Source organism: Achromobacter spanius (genome assembly GCF_029637605.1).
Classification (GTDB): Bacteria; Pseudomonadota; Gammaproteobacteria; order Burkholderiales; family Burkholderiaceae_B; genus Achromobacter; species Achromobacter spanius_E.
In genome coordinates this window covers 5,600,590-5,614,993 of the sequence record NZ_CP121261.1, presented here as the reverse complement: position 1 = coordinate 5,614,993, position 14,404 = coordinate 5,600,590, and the positions used below count along the sequence as shown (strand labels likewise).

Genomic DNA, 14,404 nt, shown 5'->3' with positions numbered 1-14,404 from the left:
AAGCAAAAGGAATCAGCTTCATAAAGGCGCAACTTCCCGCACGTATTGTGATGGTTTCTGAAATGCTTTTCCAGAAGCCGATGTTATGGTTTCCCACCAGTACTCAACATGGATGCGGCTCTCCGACTCGTCGCGGGTGCTGGCTATCTGCCCGGATTCCTCCAGGGCAACCAGGACGCGCCACACGCCAGTACGCACCACGGCGCGCTGTCGCTGGTCCGCTCTAGGCGCCACGTGGTTGATGATCTGCCTCATCTTGAACCGGCGCCCGGGGAAAGCGCCCAGCAGGTCGATAACTTCGTGTGCGTACTTCATTCGAACATCCTCCAAACCTGCTGCTTGAAACTGCCCAGCGCCACCTTGTAGTACGGCAGCGGAATCCCGATCACACGACACGCCTTGTCCTTGCGAAGGTGCGCCGGCAGGTCGCCATACTCATTGCGGCGCGTGTACTCGGCCTGGATCACGCGCTGTTCCGCCAAGGGCAACGCCTCATAGAGCCGGTTCACCTTGCGCGCGCGGTCGTGGTTCACGGGGATGCGCGGGGGCTCATCGTCATCCTCGTGGCCTGGCTCAGCGGGGAAGGCGCAGACGGCCGGCTCGTCGTGCACCGGTCGACCAGGGCCGGGCCACTCCCCTTCCCATTGCGCGCGTGCCCAGTTGTGGATCTCGTCCTCCACCCACCGCGGCAGACTGTTATCCATTGGCCACCTCGTACCGGCTGCACTTCTTCCCATAGGGCTTGCCCTTCAGGCAGCGCGTGATCGTGTCACCGATGAAGGGCGTTTCGATGGTCTTGGCATGCGCGCAGCCCTCGCATGATCGTTTCAGAGCGGCCTGCTGACGGCTCATCACCACCAGCATCGGGTCGCGCAGCTCCCACCGTTGCAGATCGGCCGTCATACCAGCCACCCACGCCGGCGAGCCCATGCCAAATAGGCGGACTCGAACGTTGCGCGCGGGCTGGGGCCCACCGCTGCGCACCACACCAGCCACATATCACCCTCCTGCCGGGCGCGGGGCTTCTCGATGATCGTCATGGCGTCACCTGTTCGATAGTTACCCGGACCATTCCGCCCTTCACTTTTTCTCGAATTTCGGCGGGCGCGAAATGGAACCCACGGTCATTCATCCCGATAGCGTCAGCAATGCCATCGGTCGCTGCCTTCATGCGGGCCGCCAAGTTGTCGCGGTCGTAGGCGCGCGCCTGGGGCGGGAAGAACTCATATGCCAGCCGGACGGCTTTGAATTGGCTAAAACCGTCAGCCTTGGATAGGGCGGACCGCGCAAGAAGCCTGGCAGCCGTTCGATAGCCGCTCTTCGCCTTAGATACTGGCGCCCAGTGCCCGCGGTGGTTGGGGCTCAGTTCCTTGGGCGGCCAGGGCAAGTCGACAATTACCATGCCCCCTCCCCCACGTTCAACCCGATCCCGAGCGCCCGCTTGGCCATGGCCAATACGGTCATCGAGTAGCGCCGGCCGCCGGCCCGCTCACTCTCCCTCAATATCCTCAGGGCCCAGCGCCGCTCGTTCGGCACCGCACCGAGTTCTGGCAACTCCATCATGCTTGCCTCCTATAGCTGGGCCAGTCGAACACCACCATCCGGCCGCCACCCTCGCGCAGGCGATCAATGACACGCTCGCCCAAGTATTCGGTTAGCGCTTCTTTAGCCAAATTGCTGATGACGATCGTGGGCTTCAGCGCCTGATATCGGCCGTTAATCACTTCGAACAGGTACATCTTTTCGGTTTCGCTGCCGAACTGCACACCAACCTCGTCCAAGACCAGAAGGTCAGGTTCCACGAGGTTTTGAATTGCTTCTGCCTCAGTCAGCTCGGAACCCTTCCGATACGTGTCCTTGATCGATCGAACGGCGCCGATGACCGACGTAAACACGGCTACACGATCTTGCTTAATGACCTCGTGGCACACCCCAACGGCCAGATGCGTTTTCCCGGCCCCTACGCCGCCGCAGAAAACTATGCTCTGGCCGGTCTTCAGGCATTCATCGAAGCCATCTGCGAAGCCCTTAGCCACCGCAAGAGCCCTCTTGGGTCCGTCCGCATGCGGCACGAAGTTCTCCAACGTCCTGTCGGCGAACCGCGGCGGGATTGCAGCGCGGCCCAGCAATTCGTTGGCGCGGCGCTGGCGCAACTCCAGCATCCACTTGGCATGCGCCTCGCTCGCCTCGCGCTCTTGCTGCTGCTTAATGCAAGCGGGGCAGCCGGACGTATGGCCCATGTACGTTATGGCCGTGTATTCCCCGTGCTGCTCGCAGCGCTGTGTGGATTGCTCGGTTTTAAAACGTGCCATCGGCTGCAACCCCGGCGTGGTAGTCCTGCTGGCTGAAGTTTCCATGCGCTGTCCCTCCATTCGATTTCGTTCGGGTTTGAGTTCGGGGCGGGTAAAGCCCCTGGTATCCGCTGGCGATGCTGTTCGCGATCACCGCGCTAGGCTGGTGCCCTTCGGCACGTAAGTCGGCAAGCTGCTTTAGCTGGAGCTTGGCCGCTTCTTGCGTCACCGGCTTCTTGCGGGCCTTTCGGTCAGCAACCCAGCCTTGCCAGTCTTCGCGATCAAGCCAGTTCGGCAGATCGATGGCCGACGCATCAAATCCATTCCCCCGCTTGCGGGGGCTAGGGGGTGGTTCTTTATCTGGTTGTTGGTTCTTGGTTCTTGGTTCTTGGTTAGGTGGCGAATCGTTCACGCCATGTGCACGTTCCGTGCACGGCTTTTCACGAGCCGTGCGGCGCTTTGCCTCACGCTCTTCTGCGATCTCTTTGTTCTTCAACGCCTTGGCGTGATATGCGTCGATTTCTTCCTGGATGCGGGCTTGCACGTACCGCCCCTCAACCAGCTCAAAGAACTTCCCAAGAACGAACCGAACTGCCGCTATTTCTTCGTCCGTACGAGCCCAGCACCAGTCGATTGCCTCATCCATCGTGGGGAAGCGTTCACGGTCGTAGCACGAATCAATTAGAAGCGTGTACGCACCGTGCTCAAGCATGGATAGGCGGCCGGCCTTCTTGTGATAGTCGCCAATGTTGCGTTTAAAGTAGTGCACGGGCCGCCTCCCTCACGTTCAAGTTGGTCGCGTGAAAGAACGCGGCGATCAGATCAAGATCCTTGCCCGAGGGCGCGAACCATTCGCCCCGCGTTCGGCAATGGGCAAGCAGGCCATGTGCCGCCCGCTCCACCTCGGCCGCCTTCGGTGTCCGTATCGTCAACCACAGGGACAACTCAAACGGGCAGCCGCTTTGAATGTTGATGAGACGTTGCTTGATAGACATCGTCTTGCCAATTTTTATGAATTCCATATTGGCCGTGGCCAGCGCATAGACCGCAGGCAGCCGGCTAATCTTCGTGCCGGTCGTGAAGTCAGTTTTCTGGTGCGGGTAATAATTCATGCTTGCTCCAGCATCCCAACAGCACGCAGGGCGCCGTCAGGGACATCCAAGCCTTGAGCCTGGAGTTGTTCAATGCACCAGACCAACAGATCGCGTTGACGCCCGTAGCGGGCCTCGAATCGAGCCTTCCAGGGATGGACGGCGATGCGGCCAGGCGCACCAGTGCCGTCCTGGTGGTTCCCAGCGGACAGTGGCAGCACCAACCAATGCGCGTTGGGCTTCGTGCGTCCATCGATGTGGTGGATGGAACAGTGGCCATCAAAGAAGCCATCCATGCGGGAAGCCACGCAACCAATGTTCTTGACCAGCAGGTCCCAGAATCGCTTTTGTTCGGCGGAGGGGTTACGGCCTTTCATTCGCCGAATCCTTGCAAGACGAGTTCCAGCATTTCGCTGGCGCGCGCGGCCGGCAGATGCGGCCACATAGTTTTTTGGGCATGCGAAGTGCGCAGGAAGGCAACGGCGTCATCGTGGAATTGCTCCATGTCCGCCTGCTCCAGCTTTGCATAGCTGATCGAGCGCGGCACCGGGATCACTCCGCCCTTCGGGCCGGGATACCAGTCAACGAAACCGCTGCCGGTCTTGAGCCAAGCTCGGAACGCTTCGAACTCTTCAAAGCGCTCCTGCGCCTCGAACAGCGCGGATTCCAACGCCATGTGCTTTCGGTGGTACCAGCCCGTGCGCTCTTTGTGCGTCGTGATCGACAGCATCTCGCCCGGCTCAAGCCGCACAAGCTGATTCCACAGACGGCGCCATTGCTTGCGCCCGCGCTCACCCAGGCCGTCGACCATGCCGAAGATCATCCGTCGAGCGGCTTCCTTTTCCTGTTCGGAAGCTTGGGCGGGTTGCTGACGAACCAGTGTGATGTCGGCCATGATCAACCTCTACCCTTGGTCACGGCGCGCAGTACGTTGCGCTCCATACGGTGCAAGATCACCCGGCCCGCACGGAATAGCGGTACGAGCATGTCGGCATCGTTCTGGCACAACACGCCATCAGCTATCGCATCACGAAGCTCGGCGGCGATCTTGCCCACCTTCGCCATGACTTCCATGAGCTTTTCTTGTAAGGCCGCCAGCTCGTCCGGGTGGCCGCTGGCCGGCGGCGGCGGAACGAAGTCAACAAACAGCCCTTCCTGCGCGCAGAGCGACAGCAACCAATCGCGGGACTTGTCAGACGTGGTGACGTCTCTTTCCAGCCACTCGGTAAGCAGGACCGCAACATCAACATCCAGTTGCTCGTCGCCTTTCAGTTTCCGGCGCAGAGACTCAGGATGAATGGACGTGTCACGCCGCTCAGTGAGGAAGGTCGCAGCCGCTGAAACGCCACCATCAGCCTTGCGCACTGTGTTGTAGAGCGTGTCGCGCCACTGGGTGTTTGTGTAGTGAGCGGTCATAGGGCTGATTCCTTCAAAATTTCAACGTTTCGGTACTTCTGCGCCGTCTATAAAGTTCGGCACATGGAAAACAACAACGAATCCAAACCAGTGACCGGGGCGCGCCTCTTCGCGCGCATCGATGCCACCCGACTCAGTCAGCCGCCCCAAGAGGCTCCCGACAAGGCGCCGCACGCAGAGCCAGTAGAGGAAGGCGACGTGAAAGGCGACGAACAGAAATGAGCGAAACTGAAAAACTGTTGATCAATGCGCAGGACTTGGCCCGTCGAGTCTTCGAGGCGCCGACGGAGAAGGCGGTCATGGATCTTTTTCAGGAGTTGTGCGCCGAGCGTGACCGCATGGCGTGGGCGAGTGAGGGCCGCGAATCGGCGACGGTGCATTGATGTCATGCCGCCCTCGCCTCTTCGGCCCGGGTGCGTTTCGCGTCCCAAGTCTTGAAGACCTTCGGCTTTGCCAAGCGCAAAACTTCCTTCCAAGCCTTCGGAATGCCATTGGTGCGCCACTGGGACACAGCCCCGGTCGTAAGCCCACACAGGGCCGCTACCTTGCTGGTTCCGCCGTAGGCGTCGATGAGATCGGAATCGTTAGTGTGGTCGCTCATGGCTCAATCTTAGTTGGCTAAGACTTGAAAAGCAAGCCATCTAAGAACATTTTTGTTTAGCATCCTAAGATGACCTTTCAGGAAAGAATTAAGCAGGCCTTCGAGGAAGAAGCGGCCCGTCGCGCGGACGCGGGCGAGCCACGCCTAACGAAAACAGACATTTGGAAGGCTGCGGACGCTTCATCCGGGGCTGCAACCCATTGGTTTAATGGGTCAAATGGCATGGATATGGCGACCTGCATGAAGGTCGCTCCACTATTGCGCGTCAACCCGCAGTGGCTGTACGACGGAGTGGGACCAAAGCGCAAGGGCCCAGACGGAGCCCCCCAAGTTGCAGCTAGCCCGCCGCCCGCGCCATGGCCCTTCCCCGACATTTCCGAACAGGACGTGCGCGCGCTTCCGGCGGCTCAATTGAACGCGCTGCAAGGAGCTCTCGCGCTGGCCATTGCCCAGCTAAAGCTTGGTGTCAATGTTGCACCCACGGCCGCCCCATTGCGAAACCCGACTGGCGCGGCTCTGCGCTTGCACAAACCCGGCGGCCTGGTCGACATGGACCACGCCGACGACGCCTTCCCCATGCGGATCCCCGGGTTGCCAGCTCCATGGGAAGGCGGACGCACGACGCATCAAGCAGAGCGCGAGCCCAAGCTTCGGATAAGCACGCAGGAAGGCGTGGTAGCTAATGTTGGACCAGGCGAGCCACACGCCGCAAACGATAGGTTCGAGAAGGTCCCGGAACTATCAGATGTTCGGTTGGCGGCGGGCGATGGAATCGAGAACGACGACGAGACTCAAACCGGCGTGATCCAGTTCCGTAGATCGTTCCTTCGGTCTGTTGGCGCCGACGCCGGAAAGGCTCGCGTGGTGTACGCAAAAGGCGACAGTATGGAACCGGTCATCAAAGATGGCGCCGCCCTGCTCGTCGTCCCGAACGAAGACCTGACGCTGCGCGACTTGGCCGGCGGCGGCGTCTATGCCATCAACTATGACGGCAAGATGATCGTCAAGACGGTGGCCAAGGACAAGCTGACGGGGCGGTGGGTCGCTCGTTCGTTCAACCCAGCCTACCCCGATATCCCTCTGGAAAATGGGCATCCTGCCCGTGTTCTTGGTCAGATCGTCTGGGCTGGCGCCAGGCTGCGGGATGACGAGGCTGGGCAGTGGGTGCGGTCGTGAACTTCATGATCGCTGAGAGAGCCTGATAACAAAATACAACTGTATATAAGAACAGGAAAAGATAGAATGGTCGATATGAGCAAGGCTGCCTTCCACATCGTCTATGACGGTCCCGCGTTAGCGACTCACGAGATGAGCGTCAACGATCTCGCGCCTGCACTCCTAGCTTTTGGTGACCTGGTTGAGGCCGCGAACGAAACTCTAAACGGCAGCAAACGCGCAAGAGTGACCTTGAATGTGAAGGCATCTTTCAAGACCGGGTGCTTTGGCATAGAGCTGGATGTGGTTCAAACGTTGCTACAGCAAGTAGGCGCCCTATTTTCGGCTGCCCAAGCTGTGTCTGCGCAGGACATGCTCCGATGGCTCGGGTTCGCTTGGGAGAACGGTGACAAGGCAATGGTCTATGGCGGGGGCTTGATTTGGCTAATGAAGCGCCTTGCAGGCCAACCGATTCGTCAAGCTACTCGCTTGGAGTCGGGGCTGGTTCGCATAACAATTGAAGGCGCTGCGGTCGACGTCGAATCCCAAGTTATCGAGCTTTATCGTAATGCGCGTTTGCGCAAGGCATTGGACGAAGTGCTGAAGCCTCTAGACCAAGAAGGCATTGACGAATTTGCTGTGACCGATAAGCAGCAATCCACGCGATTCGTTCAAGTGTCGGAAAAAGAGCGCCCCTATTTCTCGGCCCCGTCCGCAGTGGTAGAGGAACTTCAGCCTATTGAGGTGGAAGCGAATCTTCAGCTGGTGAGCGTTTCGTTCCGACAAGACAACAAATGGCGATTCTCTGAAGGCGACTATCCGTTCTATGCCACAGTGCTGGACAAGGGTTTTCTATTGAAGGTTCAGAGGAACGAACCCTTCAGCGCTGGGGACCGGTTGCGCGTCCGCATGCGCAAGACCCAGAAAATAGTCGACGGCTCAATCAGAATTGATTATGAAATTCTCGAGGTATTGGATCACCAACGCGGTTCGTCCCAGATCCCGATCATCTTCGACAATGAGTGAGTGTAGCTTTGACAGAAAGTAGCCACCTCCGGGTGGCTTTTTTATTGCAGCGGCTTCCAGCGTGGATCCGGGCCATAACGGCAATCCTTCTCGACGCTATGGGCCAGCTCCAGTGGCAAAAGCCGAGTGGCCCAATCCTGGAAGTAAACGGTGTTGATGATGCTCTTCAACCCTGGCTCCTCGATCCGTAGCCAGTTCTCTGCCTTCAACGACTTGAGCGCAGTGTCGGGCGGCTGCCTGTTTTCGCGCGCGATTGCCGCCAGTTGATAGGCAGAACCGAACCGACTACATCCGTTGAACAAATGTTCCGTTGCGGCCTTCGCCTCCCATCCAGCCTCCTTGAGCTTCTTCGCGTATTCGTCGACCCGCGGGCAAGCTTCGCGCCCCACCTCCGTACTCGCGCCATGTAATTGGCATTGACCAACGGCCCGCGCGTACTGCTGAGTTAGCTGCCGCACCTGCGGATTGAACGCCAGGCCTTCGGCGTACACCTCACCAAAGAGGCAAGCGGTGATCGCAGCAAAAGCGAGCACTCTGATTCGGCCCATTTTCGTCCCTGAGTAGAAAAACATTCGCTGATCGTAGCCGAAAGCTGACGGCAAGCCGCACGCGTCTTAGCGGAGCGTTTGCTCATTTATCTTAGTTTGCTAAGTTTTTCTTGACACATTGAATCTTAGGCGTCTAAGATTCATCCATGCGCTGCAAACACGGCGCCGCAACAAGCCCTCGGCCTCGTACCCAGCGAGAGGACGTTACCGCCACAAAGTCGGGTGGGCATGGGAAGCAGGACAAGCAAGACCGCTCTTTAACCAAACAGGGATTTACCAATGGCATTCGCTACTCGAATGAGTAGGGCTGCTCTGGATCTGCGCATCAAGTCCATGCCCGGGAACCGTCTGGTGACCTTTGTGGACTATGTGGGCAAGTCCGGAAACAACCTACTCGCGCTGTTCATCTGCCGATGCGGTAACCACCACGTCGCCCAGGTATGGAATGTGTTGTCTGGAACGTCCACGTCATGCGGTTGCAAGGACCATGGGCCCGAGCCCGGAAGGACGCTCGGGGCTCCGTCCACGATGCGATCGTGTGGCGTCCGGAATCATCCTCTACGAAGCACCTATGAAGGAATGATCGCCAGATGCTGCTACCCAAGCCACGCCGCTTACCAGTATTACGGCGCCCGAGGCGTCAAAGTATGCGAATCGTGGAGGCGTGACTTTATGGCGTTCGTGCGGGACATGGGGCCGAAGCCGACTCCAGCCCATTCGATCGACCGAATCGACCCATTTGGCGACTACGAGCCGCATAACTGCCGGTGGGCAACCACCGCGCAACAAGCAGCCAACAGGCGCCGCCATCACAAATCCCCGAACGCACGAGATAAATAAGCCAATGGCGCGCAAGCGCGGATAGGCCCAGGGCTCAACCTCCCACCCCCTGAATGAAGAGTGATAGCCGAAAGGCTGACGGGAGCTACCAGGATCACCGCAACCGCGTGAGCGGCTCGGGCAATGACCTGGTTGAAGAAGCATCGCTCTACCTGGAGCCGACGCGACCGTTTGAATTTATCGAACAGTTGCTAGGGAACAGCCAGGTAGCGCGCTGCTCCGGAATTCATCCGCCAGCCCGTTCCTAGAGCGGGCTTACGAATGAACAAGGAGATGACAGATGGCACTTAACTCACGTTCGACCGAACGCCGCTTGTTCCGTGATCGGAAGTTCCGGCGGGGGCAGCATCAACAGTTGAAGTTTCATCAGGCGATTGCAAAGCACTACAACAGGCCGAGCCAACACGGGCAGCGGATTGTTCGCCTGCTTCGGTACTGATAAACCCTGCGCCGTGGAAGGGCGCAGCCACATGAGTCCTGAAAGAAGCGGCGGCGCTGATGGAAGCGCTCACCTTTGCGATAAAGCAGGGGCGATGTCTGCGACGTCCTGGTCATGCCTTCCCGCCCGCCAGGGCAAACGTCAAAGATAGCCAGTTTCGAGTCTGGCCCGCTTCTTTCAGGATTCATACCGATTAACAAGGAGAACGAGATGGGCTTAGACGTCACCGCCTATGCGCGAATTAAGAAGCTTGACGCGGTGTTTGACGAGGATGGTGAACCCATCGACCCGACGACCCGGGAACCGCTGGAGTACGACTTCAAAGCGTACCGGAACCCTGATTTCCCGGGGCGCGCCGACGACATTGAGGATCGCGCGATTTACTGGGCAGAAAACGCCGTGAGCCTATACGCTGGCTACGGGGGATACAACGTATGGCGAGAGGAATTGGCCCGAGTCGCTGGCTACCAAAAGGGAAAATACAAACAGTTTGGCCGCGACTGGGATAGCCATTGCGTTGGGTGCTGGAGCGGCGCGACAGGGCCATTCTCGGAGCTAATAAATTTCTCAGACTGCGAAGGCACTATCGGCCCCTCCATCTGCGCCAAGCTAGCCCGCGATTTCGCGGACTTCGATGAAAGGGCGAAAGCCCATGATGGCGTTCCCGGCCGACCGGGCTGGTTCTATGAGCTCTACCAAGAGTTCCGAACCGCTTTCGAGATGGCGGCAGATTCTGGTGCGGTGCACTTCCACTGATATCTCCCCCTGGTGCTGCATAGCAGCCGTAGCCGCACGAAACGCGGCGCTATCAAGAGAACCCGTTGCACCCGCAAGGGACGGCTAGAAGTGCTCGCACCGGGCGAGGCAGTCTTACTCCGCTGTAGCGGGTTCTCTTGATGGCAGCAGTACCGTGCTAGCCGGGCCGGGCCAAACCCAGCTGCCATCAGCAATCGTCCGGAGTAGTTGCCGGAGCTGGAACCGTAACCAGCACTTCCCCCAGACGTCACTGCGGTAGCGCCTTAGCCGCGCTGCACAACTCAACTTTCAACACGCGAAAACGGGTACGACAAACCGGTGCTTTATCCGGGGCGCAGTGACGTCTGGAAGAAGTGAATTTACGACTTACGCAGCCCTTCCCCACCAGTTCAAGCAAGTCGCCTACAGCAATCTGTGGCCACGGAGCGTGACCGGCGATGCGCCGTGACTGGATGGCCGGAGGGCTGCCCCTTATACGGAGACCGCCATGGACACTTTCCACGGTGATGAACACCTTGAAGTACTCACGGCGTCGCCGCAGGAAGTAGGCGTCGTCATGCAGTCAACCCAAACCTGGGACTCTGACGGGCATACCGCCCACTGGTGGGCGGCACGGCTCATGGAAGTCGAGTTCTTCGCCAACCTCGACATATACGACGCCGAACACATGCTGCGCGCGGTGATGCGCAGTGGCGATTCTCAGATAGCGCGGCTCCAGCGAAAGATCCTGGATGCCGTGCAAATAGAGCTAGAGGGCTGATATGAGCGAGACGATCGACGACTACAAGGCGCTGACGGACCACCGTAAGGCGGTACGCGCCAAGTTCGGCGTGAGGTGCCCGGGCTGCGCCATCTCGCGCCCCAAGGCCCACCCGACCATCCTGATGCCGCAGCAGCGCTGCAGGGTTGATGGCTACCTCGACCCGCGCCCGGAACTGACCGAAGAGGAGTGGCAATCCGTATGAAACGCCTCCTGAAAGACCGCGACAACGCCGTCGCCGCGCTGGTCATTGCTGGCGTGCTGGTTGGTCTGATCTTCGGTTACGGAGACCGCCAGCAGCGCGACGAGCATACCCAAACAACCCTCACCGCTAAAGACGACGGCCGACCGACGGCATACGCATCCAAGGACTGATATGACCGAGACAACCGAAATCGCCGAATTGCCGCCGAAGGAATCCGCGCTGGCGGTGTACTCCAAGCCCAGCGGCCTGGAGCCTTGGCTGGAGAAGATCCGAGCCGAAGTTACTGGGCATGTGCCTGACCTCAAGACCAAGAAAGGCCGCGAAGCGATTGCCAGCTTGGCGTTCAAGGTTCGCAAGGTCAAGACGGCCCTGGACGGCATGGGCAAGCAGTTGGTGGATGACCTGAAAGACGTACCCAAGCGGATCGACGCCGAGCGCAAACGCATGCGTGACACGCTGGACGCTCTGGCTGACGACGTGCGCCGGCCGCTGACGGAGTGGCAGCAGGCCGAAGATGACCGCGTGCAGCGCCACAAGGATGCAGTCGAGGGCATTTCGTCTCTGGTCGTCAACTGCAATGAATCCGCAGAATCACTGCGCACCGCCCTCGCCGCCGTGGAAGCCATCGCCATCGGACCGGAATGGGAAGAATTCGAAGCGGAAGCCGCCCGAGCTAAGGATAAGGCACTGTCCGGCCTTCGTGACCGCTTGGTGGCGCGCGAGAAGTACGAGGCCGAGCAGGCCGATCTGGCCCGTTTGCGTGCCGAGGTAGCTGCCCGCGAGCAGAAGGAGCGCGAAGAGCGCATTGCCCGCGAAGCCGCCGAGCAAGCCCAGCGCGAAGCCGACGCCCGCGCCCAGGCCGAACGCGAAGCCGTGAACCGGCGCGAGCAGGAAGCCAAAGCCGCAGCCGATCGCCGCGAACTTGAACTGAAGCTGCAAGCCGAGCAGGCAGAGAAGGCAGCGGCCCAGGCCAAGGCCGACAAGATCGCCGCCGAGCAGCGCGCCGAACAAGACCGCCTCGCCGCCATTGAGCGCGAAAAGCAAGCCGTCGAGGCGGCGCGCCAGGCGGAAATCAAGCGTCAGGCCGACGCCAAGGCAGCGGAAGAGGCCGAAGCCGCCCGTCGTGAGGCCGACAAAGCCCACAAGGGCAAGGTCAACCGCGCCGCGCTGTCGGCCTTCATACAAGGCGGCATGACCGAAGAATGCGCAAAGTTGGCCGTCACCCTGATAGCCAAGGGGGAAATCCCCGCCATCAAAATTTCATACTGAGGACGCCATGAACGAAGTAATCGAAGCCCCGGCCCGGGAAGTGGCAATGTCTGGAACTGGCCCGGCTGCCAACTCGCCTATGGGCATGATGCTGGCGGCCTTGAACCAGGGCGCCCAGCTGGACCAGATCGAAAAGATGATGGACCTGCAAGACCGCTGGCAGAAGGGCGAGGCCAAGAAGGCCTATGACACCGCTTTTGCCGCCTTCAAGGCCGAGGCGGTCAAGATCATTAAGGGCAAGGACGTGAAGGATGGACCCCTCAAGGGCAAGTCCTACGCCGAGCTTCACGATGTCGTCAACGCGGTCACCCCTGCTCTATCCAAGCACGGCCTGTCGTCTTCATGGAAGCTGACCCGCGACGAGAAGGACTGGATGGAAGTGACGTGCTACCTACGTCACGTTGGCGGCCATGAAGAAAGCGTGTCCATGGGCGGCCCTCCGGATGCGGGCGGCGCCAAAAATGCCATCCAAGCGCGCGCCAGCACCAAGACCTACTTGGAGCGCTACACGCTCAAGGCGATCACTGGACTTTCTGAGCAGAGTGATGACACCGACGGGGTCGGGGCATACCGAAACGCCCTGCTGGATGAGTGGGCCGACAAGCTCAAAACCGCTGACACCGAATCGGTGCTGCGTGCGCTAAGCCGAGAGGGGCAGAAGATATTCAGCTCGAAGCGCGACCAGGCCGGCTTCCGCGATTTCTCATCCCTCGTGCAAGCGCGTGCCGCCGAAATTCAAGGAGCCAAGAATGCGTGATATCAAGTTTCGCTGCTCAAGCATTGGCAAGCTGATGGCCAATCCGACCGCCGCCGCGATCAAGGCCGGCGAAATCCTGTCGGTCGGTGCCAAGACCTACATTCGCGAGCTTGCTCAGCAAGAGATCCTAGGCATCGACTTCGAATTCTCCAGCAAAGAGATTCAAAAGGGACTTGAGGTCGAAGATCAATCCATTGCCCTGCTGAACCGCGTCCGCGGCCTGTCACTGGTGAAAAACGCTGAACGCCGCACGAACGAATGGGTCACCGGCGAGTGCGATCTGTACGACGCCAAGCGCAAGCGGGGGCATGATCTGAAGTCGTCCTGGTCTGCCAAGACATTCCCGGCCTGGGTCCTCGATTGCCAGGATAGCCTCTACGAGTGGCAAATGCGCGGGTACATGTGGCTATGGGAAGCCGACGAATGGGAAGTGAACTATGCCCTGGTCGATACCCCTGAGCGACTGATCGGCTTCGAGCCTTTGCAGATGCATATCGTTTCTCACATCCCTGAGCACCACCGCCTCACGAGCTGGACCATAACCAGGGACCCAGGCAAAGAGATCGAAATGATCATCAAGATCAAAGCGGCGCGCGAGTACTTCGCCCAGGTCATCGAAGAGTTCGATCAGGTTCACCCCCTGCTTTTCAAGGAAGCCGCGTAATGGCCAGCGTTAACAAAGTCATTTTGGTGGGCAATCTCGGGCGAGACCCGGAGGTCCGCTACAACCCCGAAGGCGGGGCCATCTGCAACATGTCCGTAGCCACAACATCCAGTTGGAAGGATAAGGCCACGGGCGAGAAGCGCGAAGAGACCGAATGGCACCGCGTCGTCTTGTACAACCGCTTGGCCGAGATTGCCGGCGAGTACTTGAAAAAAGGCCGCTCCGTCTACCTGGAAGGTCGCCTCAAGACGCGCAAATGGCAGGACAAGGACACTGGCGCCGATCGCTACAGCACCGAAGTGGTGGCCGACCAGATGCAGATGCTGGGCGGCCGCGACGAGGGCGACAGTGCGCCGCCTGAGCGCCAGCCGCAGCGCGCGCCGGCACAACGCCCGACGAGCCAGAGCAACGAGTACGCCAACCAACGCGGCGGCCCCGCTGCTCAATCCTCACCAGCGGCGAATCTCGCCGACATGGACGACGACTTGATCCCTTTCTGACCCCCGCAGCCCCGTACCCCGCCGTCTGTCCGGGGCTGCCCTTCTATTGCCCTGGAGATCCGAAATGGATAGCAGAGACGTACCCG

25 protein-coding genes are annotated in these 14,404 nt (G+C 59.6%); 12 read left to right on the top strand and 13 right to left on the bottom strand.

Going from position 1 to position 14,404, the window contains the following annotated elements:
• Positions 1 to 18: 18 nt before the first annotated feature.
• The 11 genes from P8T11_RS25085 to P8T11_RS25035 all read right to left on the bottom strand — a co-directional run bounded on the left by P8T11_RS25085 (position 19) and on the right by P8T11_RS25035 (position 4,798).
• Positions 19 to 315, bottom strand: coding sequence for a hypothetical protein (locus P8T11_RS25085; protein WP_268079522.1), 297 nt, complete (start codon positions 313 to 315; stop codon positions 19 to 21).
• Complete coding sequence (locus P8T11_RS25080) at positions 312 to 704, bottom strand: hypothetical protein (protein ID WP_268079523.1); 393 nt, start codon at positions 702 to 704, stop codon at positions 312 to 314. Before P8T11_RS25080 ends, P8T11_RS25085 begins: the two co-directional genes overlap by 4 nt.
• Positions 697 to 903, bottom strand: coding sequence for a hypothetical protein (locus P8T11_RS25075; RefSeq protein ID WP_268079524.1), 207 nt, complete (start codon positions 901 to 903; stop codon positions 697 to 699). The genes P8T11_RS25080 and P8T11_RS25075 overlap by 8 nt, the downstream gene beginning before the upstream one ends.
• A gap of 133 nt (positions 904 to 1,036) precedes the next feature.
• A complete protein-coding gene (locus tag P8T11_RS25070; RefSeq protein ID WP_268079525.1) occupies positions 1,037 to 1,402 on the bottom strand; it encodes an endonuclease in 366 nt (121 codons plus the stop codon).
• On the bottom strand, positions 1,396 to 1,563 hold the full coding sequence (locus P8T11_RS25065; RefSeq protein ID WP_268079526.1) for a hypothetical protein: 168 nt from the start codon (positions 1,561 to 1,563) through the stop codon (positions 1,396 to 1,398). The genes P8T11_RS25070 and P8T11_RS25065 overlap by 7 nt, the downstream gene beginning before the upstream one ends.
• A complete protein-coding gene (locus tag P8T11_RS25060) occupies positions 1,560 to 2,357 on the bottom strand; it encodes an ATP-binding protein (RefSeq protein WP_268079527.1) in 798 nt (265 codons plus the stop codon). Before P8T11_RS25060 ends, P8T11_RS25065 begins: the two co-directional genes overlap by 4 nt.
• Positions 2,299 to 3,060, bottom strand: a complete 762-nt coding sequence (locus P8T11_RS25055) for a YdaU family protein (RefSeq protein ID WP_268079528.1) — start codon at positions 3,058 to 3,060, stop codon at positions 2,299 to 2,301. The genes P8T11_RS25060 and P8T11_RS25055 overlap by 59 nt, the downstream gene beginning before the upstream one ends.
• Positions 3,047 to 3,403, bottom strand: a complete 357-nt coding sequence (locus tag P8T11_RS25050) for a GIY-YIG nuclease family protein (protein WP_268079529.1) — start codon at positions 3,401 to 3,403, stop codon at positions 3,047 to 3,049. The genes P8T11_RS25055 and P8T11_RS25050 overlap by 14 nt, the downstream gene beginning before the upstream one ends.
• Positions 3,400 to 3,759, bottom strand: coding sequence for a Ref family recombination enhancement nuclease (locus P8T11_RS25045; RefSeq protein ID WP_268079530.1), 360 nt, complete (start codon positions 3,757 to 3,759; stop codon positions 3,400 to 3,402). The genes P8T11_RS25050 and P8T11_RS25045 overlap by 4 nt, the downstream gene beginning before the upstream one ends.
• The gene (locus tag P8T11_RS25040; protein ID WP_268079531.1) at positions 3,756 to 4,277 is read right to left on the bottom strand and encodes a DUF1367 family protein; all 522 of its coding nucleotides are present in this window, start codon (positions 4,275 to 4,277) and stop codon (positions 3,756 to 3,758) included. The genes P8T11_RS25045 and P8T11_RS25040 overlap by 4 nt, the downstream gene beginning before the upstream one ends.
• A gap of 2 nt (positions 4,278 to 4,279) precedes the next feature.
• Entirely contained in the window at positions 4,280 to 4,798 is a 519-nt protein-coding gene (locus P8T11_RS25035; RefSeq protein ID WP_268079532.1) for a hypothetical protein, read from the bottom strand.
• 63 nt (positions 4,799 to 4,861) lie between these two features.
• On the opposite strand from P8T11_RS25035, the gene P8T11_RS25030 reads away from it, so the two are divergent.
• Complete coding sequence (locus P8T11_RS25030; RefSeq protein ID WP_268079533.1) at positions 4,862 to 5,020, top strand: hypothetical protein; 159 nt, start codon at positions 4,862 to 4,864, stop codon at positions 5,018 to 5,020.
• The gene (locus tag P8T11_RS25025) at positions 5,017 to 5,181 is read left to right on the top strand and encodes a hypothetical protein (RefSeq protein ID WP_268079534.1); all 165 of its coding nucleotides are present in this window, start codon (positions 5,017 to 5,019) and stop codon (positions 5,179 to 5,181) included. The genes P8T11_RS25030 and P8T11_RS25025 overlap by 4 nt, the downstream gene beginning before the upstream one ends.
• A gap of 2 nt (positions 5,182 to 5,183) precedes the next feature.
• On the opposite strand, the gene P8T11_RS25020 is transcribed toward P8T11_RS25025, so the two are convergent.
• A complete protein-coding gene (locus P8T11_RS25020) occupies positions 5,184 to 5,399 on the bottom strand; it encodes a hypothetical protein (protein WP_268079535.1) in 216 nt (71 codons plus the stop codon).
• A 69-nt stretch (positions 5,400 to 5,468) separates the two neighbouring features.
• Here P8T11_RS25020 and P8T11_RS25015 point away from each other — a divergent pair, with 69 nt between their 5' ends.
• On the top strand, positions 5,469 to 6,575 hold the full coding sequence (locus tag P8T11_RS25015; RefSeq protein ID WP_268079536.1) for a S24 family peptidase: 1,107 nt from the start codon (positions 5,469 to 5,471) through the stop codon (positions 6,573 to 6,575).
• A 66-nt stretch (positions 6,576 to 6,641) separates the two neighbouring features.
• Entirely contained in the window at positions 6,642 to 7,580 is a 939-nt protein-coding gene (locus P8T11_RS25010) for a hypothetical protein (protein ID WP_268079537.1), read from the top strand.
• A 41-nt stretch (positions 7,581 to 7,621) separates the two neighbouring features.
• Here P8T11_RS25010 and P8T11_RS25005 read toward each other — a convergent pair whose 3' ends face one another.
• On the bottom strand, positions 7,622 to 8,152 hold the full coding sequence (locus P8T11_RS25005) for a hypothetical protein (protein ID WP_268079538.1): 531 nt from the start codon (positions 8,150 to 8,152) through the stop codon (positions 7,622 to 7,624).
• Between the two features lie 1,465 nt (positions 8,153 to 9,617).
• On the opposite strand from P8T11_RS25005, the gene P8T11_RS25000 reads away from it, so the two are divergent.
• From P8T11_RS25000 to ssb, 8 genes are all read left to right on the top strand, one after another.
• On the top strand, positions 9,618 to 10,163 hold the full coding sequence (locus P8T11_RS25000) for a hypothetical protein (protein WP_268079539.1): 546 nt from the start codon (positions 9,618 to 9,620) through the stop codon (positions 10,161 to 10,163).
• A 487-nt stretch (positions 10,164 to 10,650) separates the two neighbouring features.
• The gene (locus tag P8T11_RS24995; RefSeq protein WP_268079540.1) at positions 10,651 to 10,923 is read left to right on the top strand and encodes a hypothetical protein; all 273 of its coding nucleotides are present in this window, start codon (positions 10,651 to 10,653) and stop codon (positions 10,921 to 10,923) included.
• Position 10,924: 1 nt separating this feature from the next.
• On the top strand, positions 10,925 to 11,128 hold the full coding sequence (locus P8T11_RS24990) for a hypothetical protein (protein WP_268079541.1): 204 nt from the start codon (positions 10,925 to 10,927) through the stop codon (positions 11,126 to 11,128).
• Complete coding sequence (locus tag P8T11_RS24985; RefSeq protein WP_268079542.1) at positions 11,125 to 11,298, top strand: hypothetical protein; 174 nt, start codon at positions 11,125 to 11,127, stop codon at positions 11,296 to 11,298. The genes P8T11_RS24990 and P8T11_RS24985 overlap by 4 nt, the downstream gene beginning before the upstream one ends.
• Before the next feature lies 1 nt (position 11,299).
• Complete coding sequence (locus P8T11_RS24980; protein ID WP_277549611.1) at positions 11,300 to 12,397, top strand: hypothetical protein; 1,098 nt, start codon at positions 11,300 to 11,302, stop codon at positions 12,395 to 12,397.
• Between the two features lie 7 nt (positions 12,398 to 12,404).
• Positions 12,405 to 13,154, top strand: a complete 750-nt coding sequence (locus P8T11_RS24975; RefSeq protein ID WP_277549612.1) for an ERF family protein — start codon at positions 12,405 to 12,407, stop codon at positions 13,152 to 13,154.
• Entirely contained in the window at positions 13,147 to 13,818 is a 672-nt protein-coding gene (locus tag P8T11_RS24970) for a hypothetical protein (protein WP_268079544.1), read from the top strand. Before P8T11_RS24975 ends, P8T11_RS24970 begins: the two co-directional genes overlap by 8 nt.
• The gene (ssb, locus tag P8T11_RS24965) at positions 13,818 to 14,318 is read left to right on the top strand and encodes a single-stranded DNA-binding protein (protein ID WP_268079545.1); all 501 of its coding nucleotides are present in this window, start codon (positions 13,818 to 13,820) and stop codon (positions 14,316 to 14,318) included. The genes P8T11_RS24970 and ssb overlap by 1 nt, the downstream gene beginning before the upstream one ends.
• Positions 14,319 to 14,404 lie beyond the last annotated feature (86 nt).

What these genes read in the sequence shown, in the direction of transcription:
- P8T11_RS25025 (WP_268079534.1), top strand. Translation starts at nt 5,017, where the DNA reads ATGAGCGAAACTGAAAAACTGTTGATCAATGCGCAGGACTTGGCCCGT.
- P8T11_RS25040 (WP_268079531.1), bottom strand. Translation starts at nt 4,277, where the DNA reads ATGGCCGACATCACACTGGTTCGTCAGCAACCCGCCCAAGCTTCCGAA.
- P8T11_RS25060 (WP_268079527.1), bottom strand. Translation starts at nt 2,357, where the DNA reads ATGGAAACTTCAGCCAGCAGGACTACCACGCCGGGGTTGCAGCCGATG.
- P8T11_RS24975 (WP_277549612.1), top strand. Translation starts at nt 12,405, where the DNA reads ATGAACGAAGTAATCGAAGCCCCGGCCCGGGAAGTGGCAATGTCTGGA.
- P8T11_RS25030 (WP_268079533.1), top strand. Translation starts at nt 4,862, where the DNA reads ATGGAAAACAACAACGAATCCAAACCAGTGACCGGGGCGCGCCTCTTC.
- P8T11_RS25035 (WP_268079532.1), bottom strand. Translation starts at nt 4,798, where the DNA reads ATGACCGCTCACTACACAAACACCCAGTGGCGCGACACGCTCTACAAC.
- P8T11_RS25005 (WP_268079538.1), bottom strand. Translation starts at nt 8,152, where the DNA reads ATGTTTTTCTACTCAGGGACGAAAATGGGCCGAATCAGAGTGCTCGCT.
- P8T11_RS25010 (WP_268079537.1), top strand. Translation starts at nt 6,642, where the DNA reads ATGGTCGATATGAGCAAGGCTGCCTTCCACATCGTCTATGACGGTCCC.
- P8T11_RS25085 (WP_268079522.1), bottom strand. Translation starts at nt 315, where the DNA reads ATGAAGTACGCACACGAAGTTATCGACCTGCTGGGCGCTTTCCCCGGG.
- P8T11_RS25065 (WP_268079526.1), bottom strand. Translation starts at nt 1,563, where the DNA reads ATGATGGAGTTGCCAGAACTCGGTGCGGTGCCGAACGAGCGGCGCTGG.
- ssb (WP_268079545.1), top strand. Translation starts at nt 13,818, where the DNA reads ATGGCCAGCGTTAACAAAGTCATTTTGGTGGGCAATCTCGGGCGAGAC.
- P8T11_RS25080 (WP_268079523.1), bottom strand. Translation starts at nt 704, where the DNA reads ATGGATAACAGTCTGCCGCGGTGGGTGGAGGACGAGATCCACAACTGG.
- P8T11_RS24970 (WP_268079544.1), top strand. Translation starts at nt 13,147, where the DNA reads ATGCGTGATATCAAGTTTCGCTGCTCAAGCATTGGCAAGCTGATGGCC.
- P8T11_RS24995 (WP_268079540.1), top strand. Translation starts at nt 10,651, where the DNA reads ATGGACACTTTCCACGGTGATGAACACCTTGAAGTACTCACGGCGTCG.
- P8T11_RS25020 (WP_268079535.1), bottom strand. Translation starts at nt 5,399, where the DNA reads ATGAGCGACCACACTAACGATTCCGATCTCATCGACGCCTACGGCGGA.
- P8T11_RS25070 (WP_268079525.1), bottom strand. Translation starts at nt 1,402, where the DNA reads ATGGTAATTGTCGACTTGCCCTGGCCGCCCAAGGAACTGAGCCCCAAC.
- P8T11_RS24985 (WP_268079542.1), top strand. Translation starts at nt 11,125, where the DNA reads ATGAAACGCCTCCTGAAAGACCGCGACAACGCCGTCGCCGCGCTGGTC.
- P8T11_RS25045 (WP_268079530.1), bottom strand. Translation starts at nt 3,759, where the DNA reads ATGAAAGGCCGTAACCCCTCCGCCGAACAAAAGCGATTCTGGGACCTG.
- P8T11_RS24980 (WP_277549611.1), top strand. Translation starts at nt 11,300, where the DNA reads ATGACCGAGACAACCGAAATCGCCGAATTGCCGCCGAAGGAATCCGCG.
- P8T11_RS24990 (WP_268079541.1), top strand. Translation starts at nt 10,925, where the DNA reads ATGAGCGAGACGATCGACGACTACAAGGCGCTGACGGACCACCGTAAG.
- P8T11_RS25050 (WP_268079529.1), bottom strand. Translation starts at nt 3,403, where the DNA reads ATGAATTATTACCCGCACCAGAAAACTGACTTCACGACCGGCACGAAG.
- P8T11_RS25015 (WP_268079536.1), top strand. Translation starts at nt 5,469, where the DNA reads ATGACCTTTCAGGAAAGAATTAAGCAGGCCTTCGAGGAAGAAGCGGCC.
- P8T11_RS25000 (WP_268079539.1), top strand. Translation starts at nt 9,618, where the DNA reads ATGGGCTTAGACGTCACCGCCTATGCGCGAATTAAGAAGCTTGACGCG.
- P8T11_RS25075 (WP_268079524.1), bottom strand. Translation starts at nt 903, where the DNA reads ATGACGGCCGATCTGCAACGGTGGGAGCTGCGCGACCCGATGCTGGTG.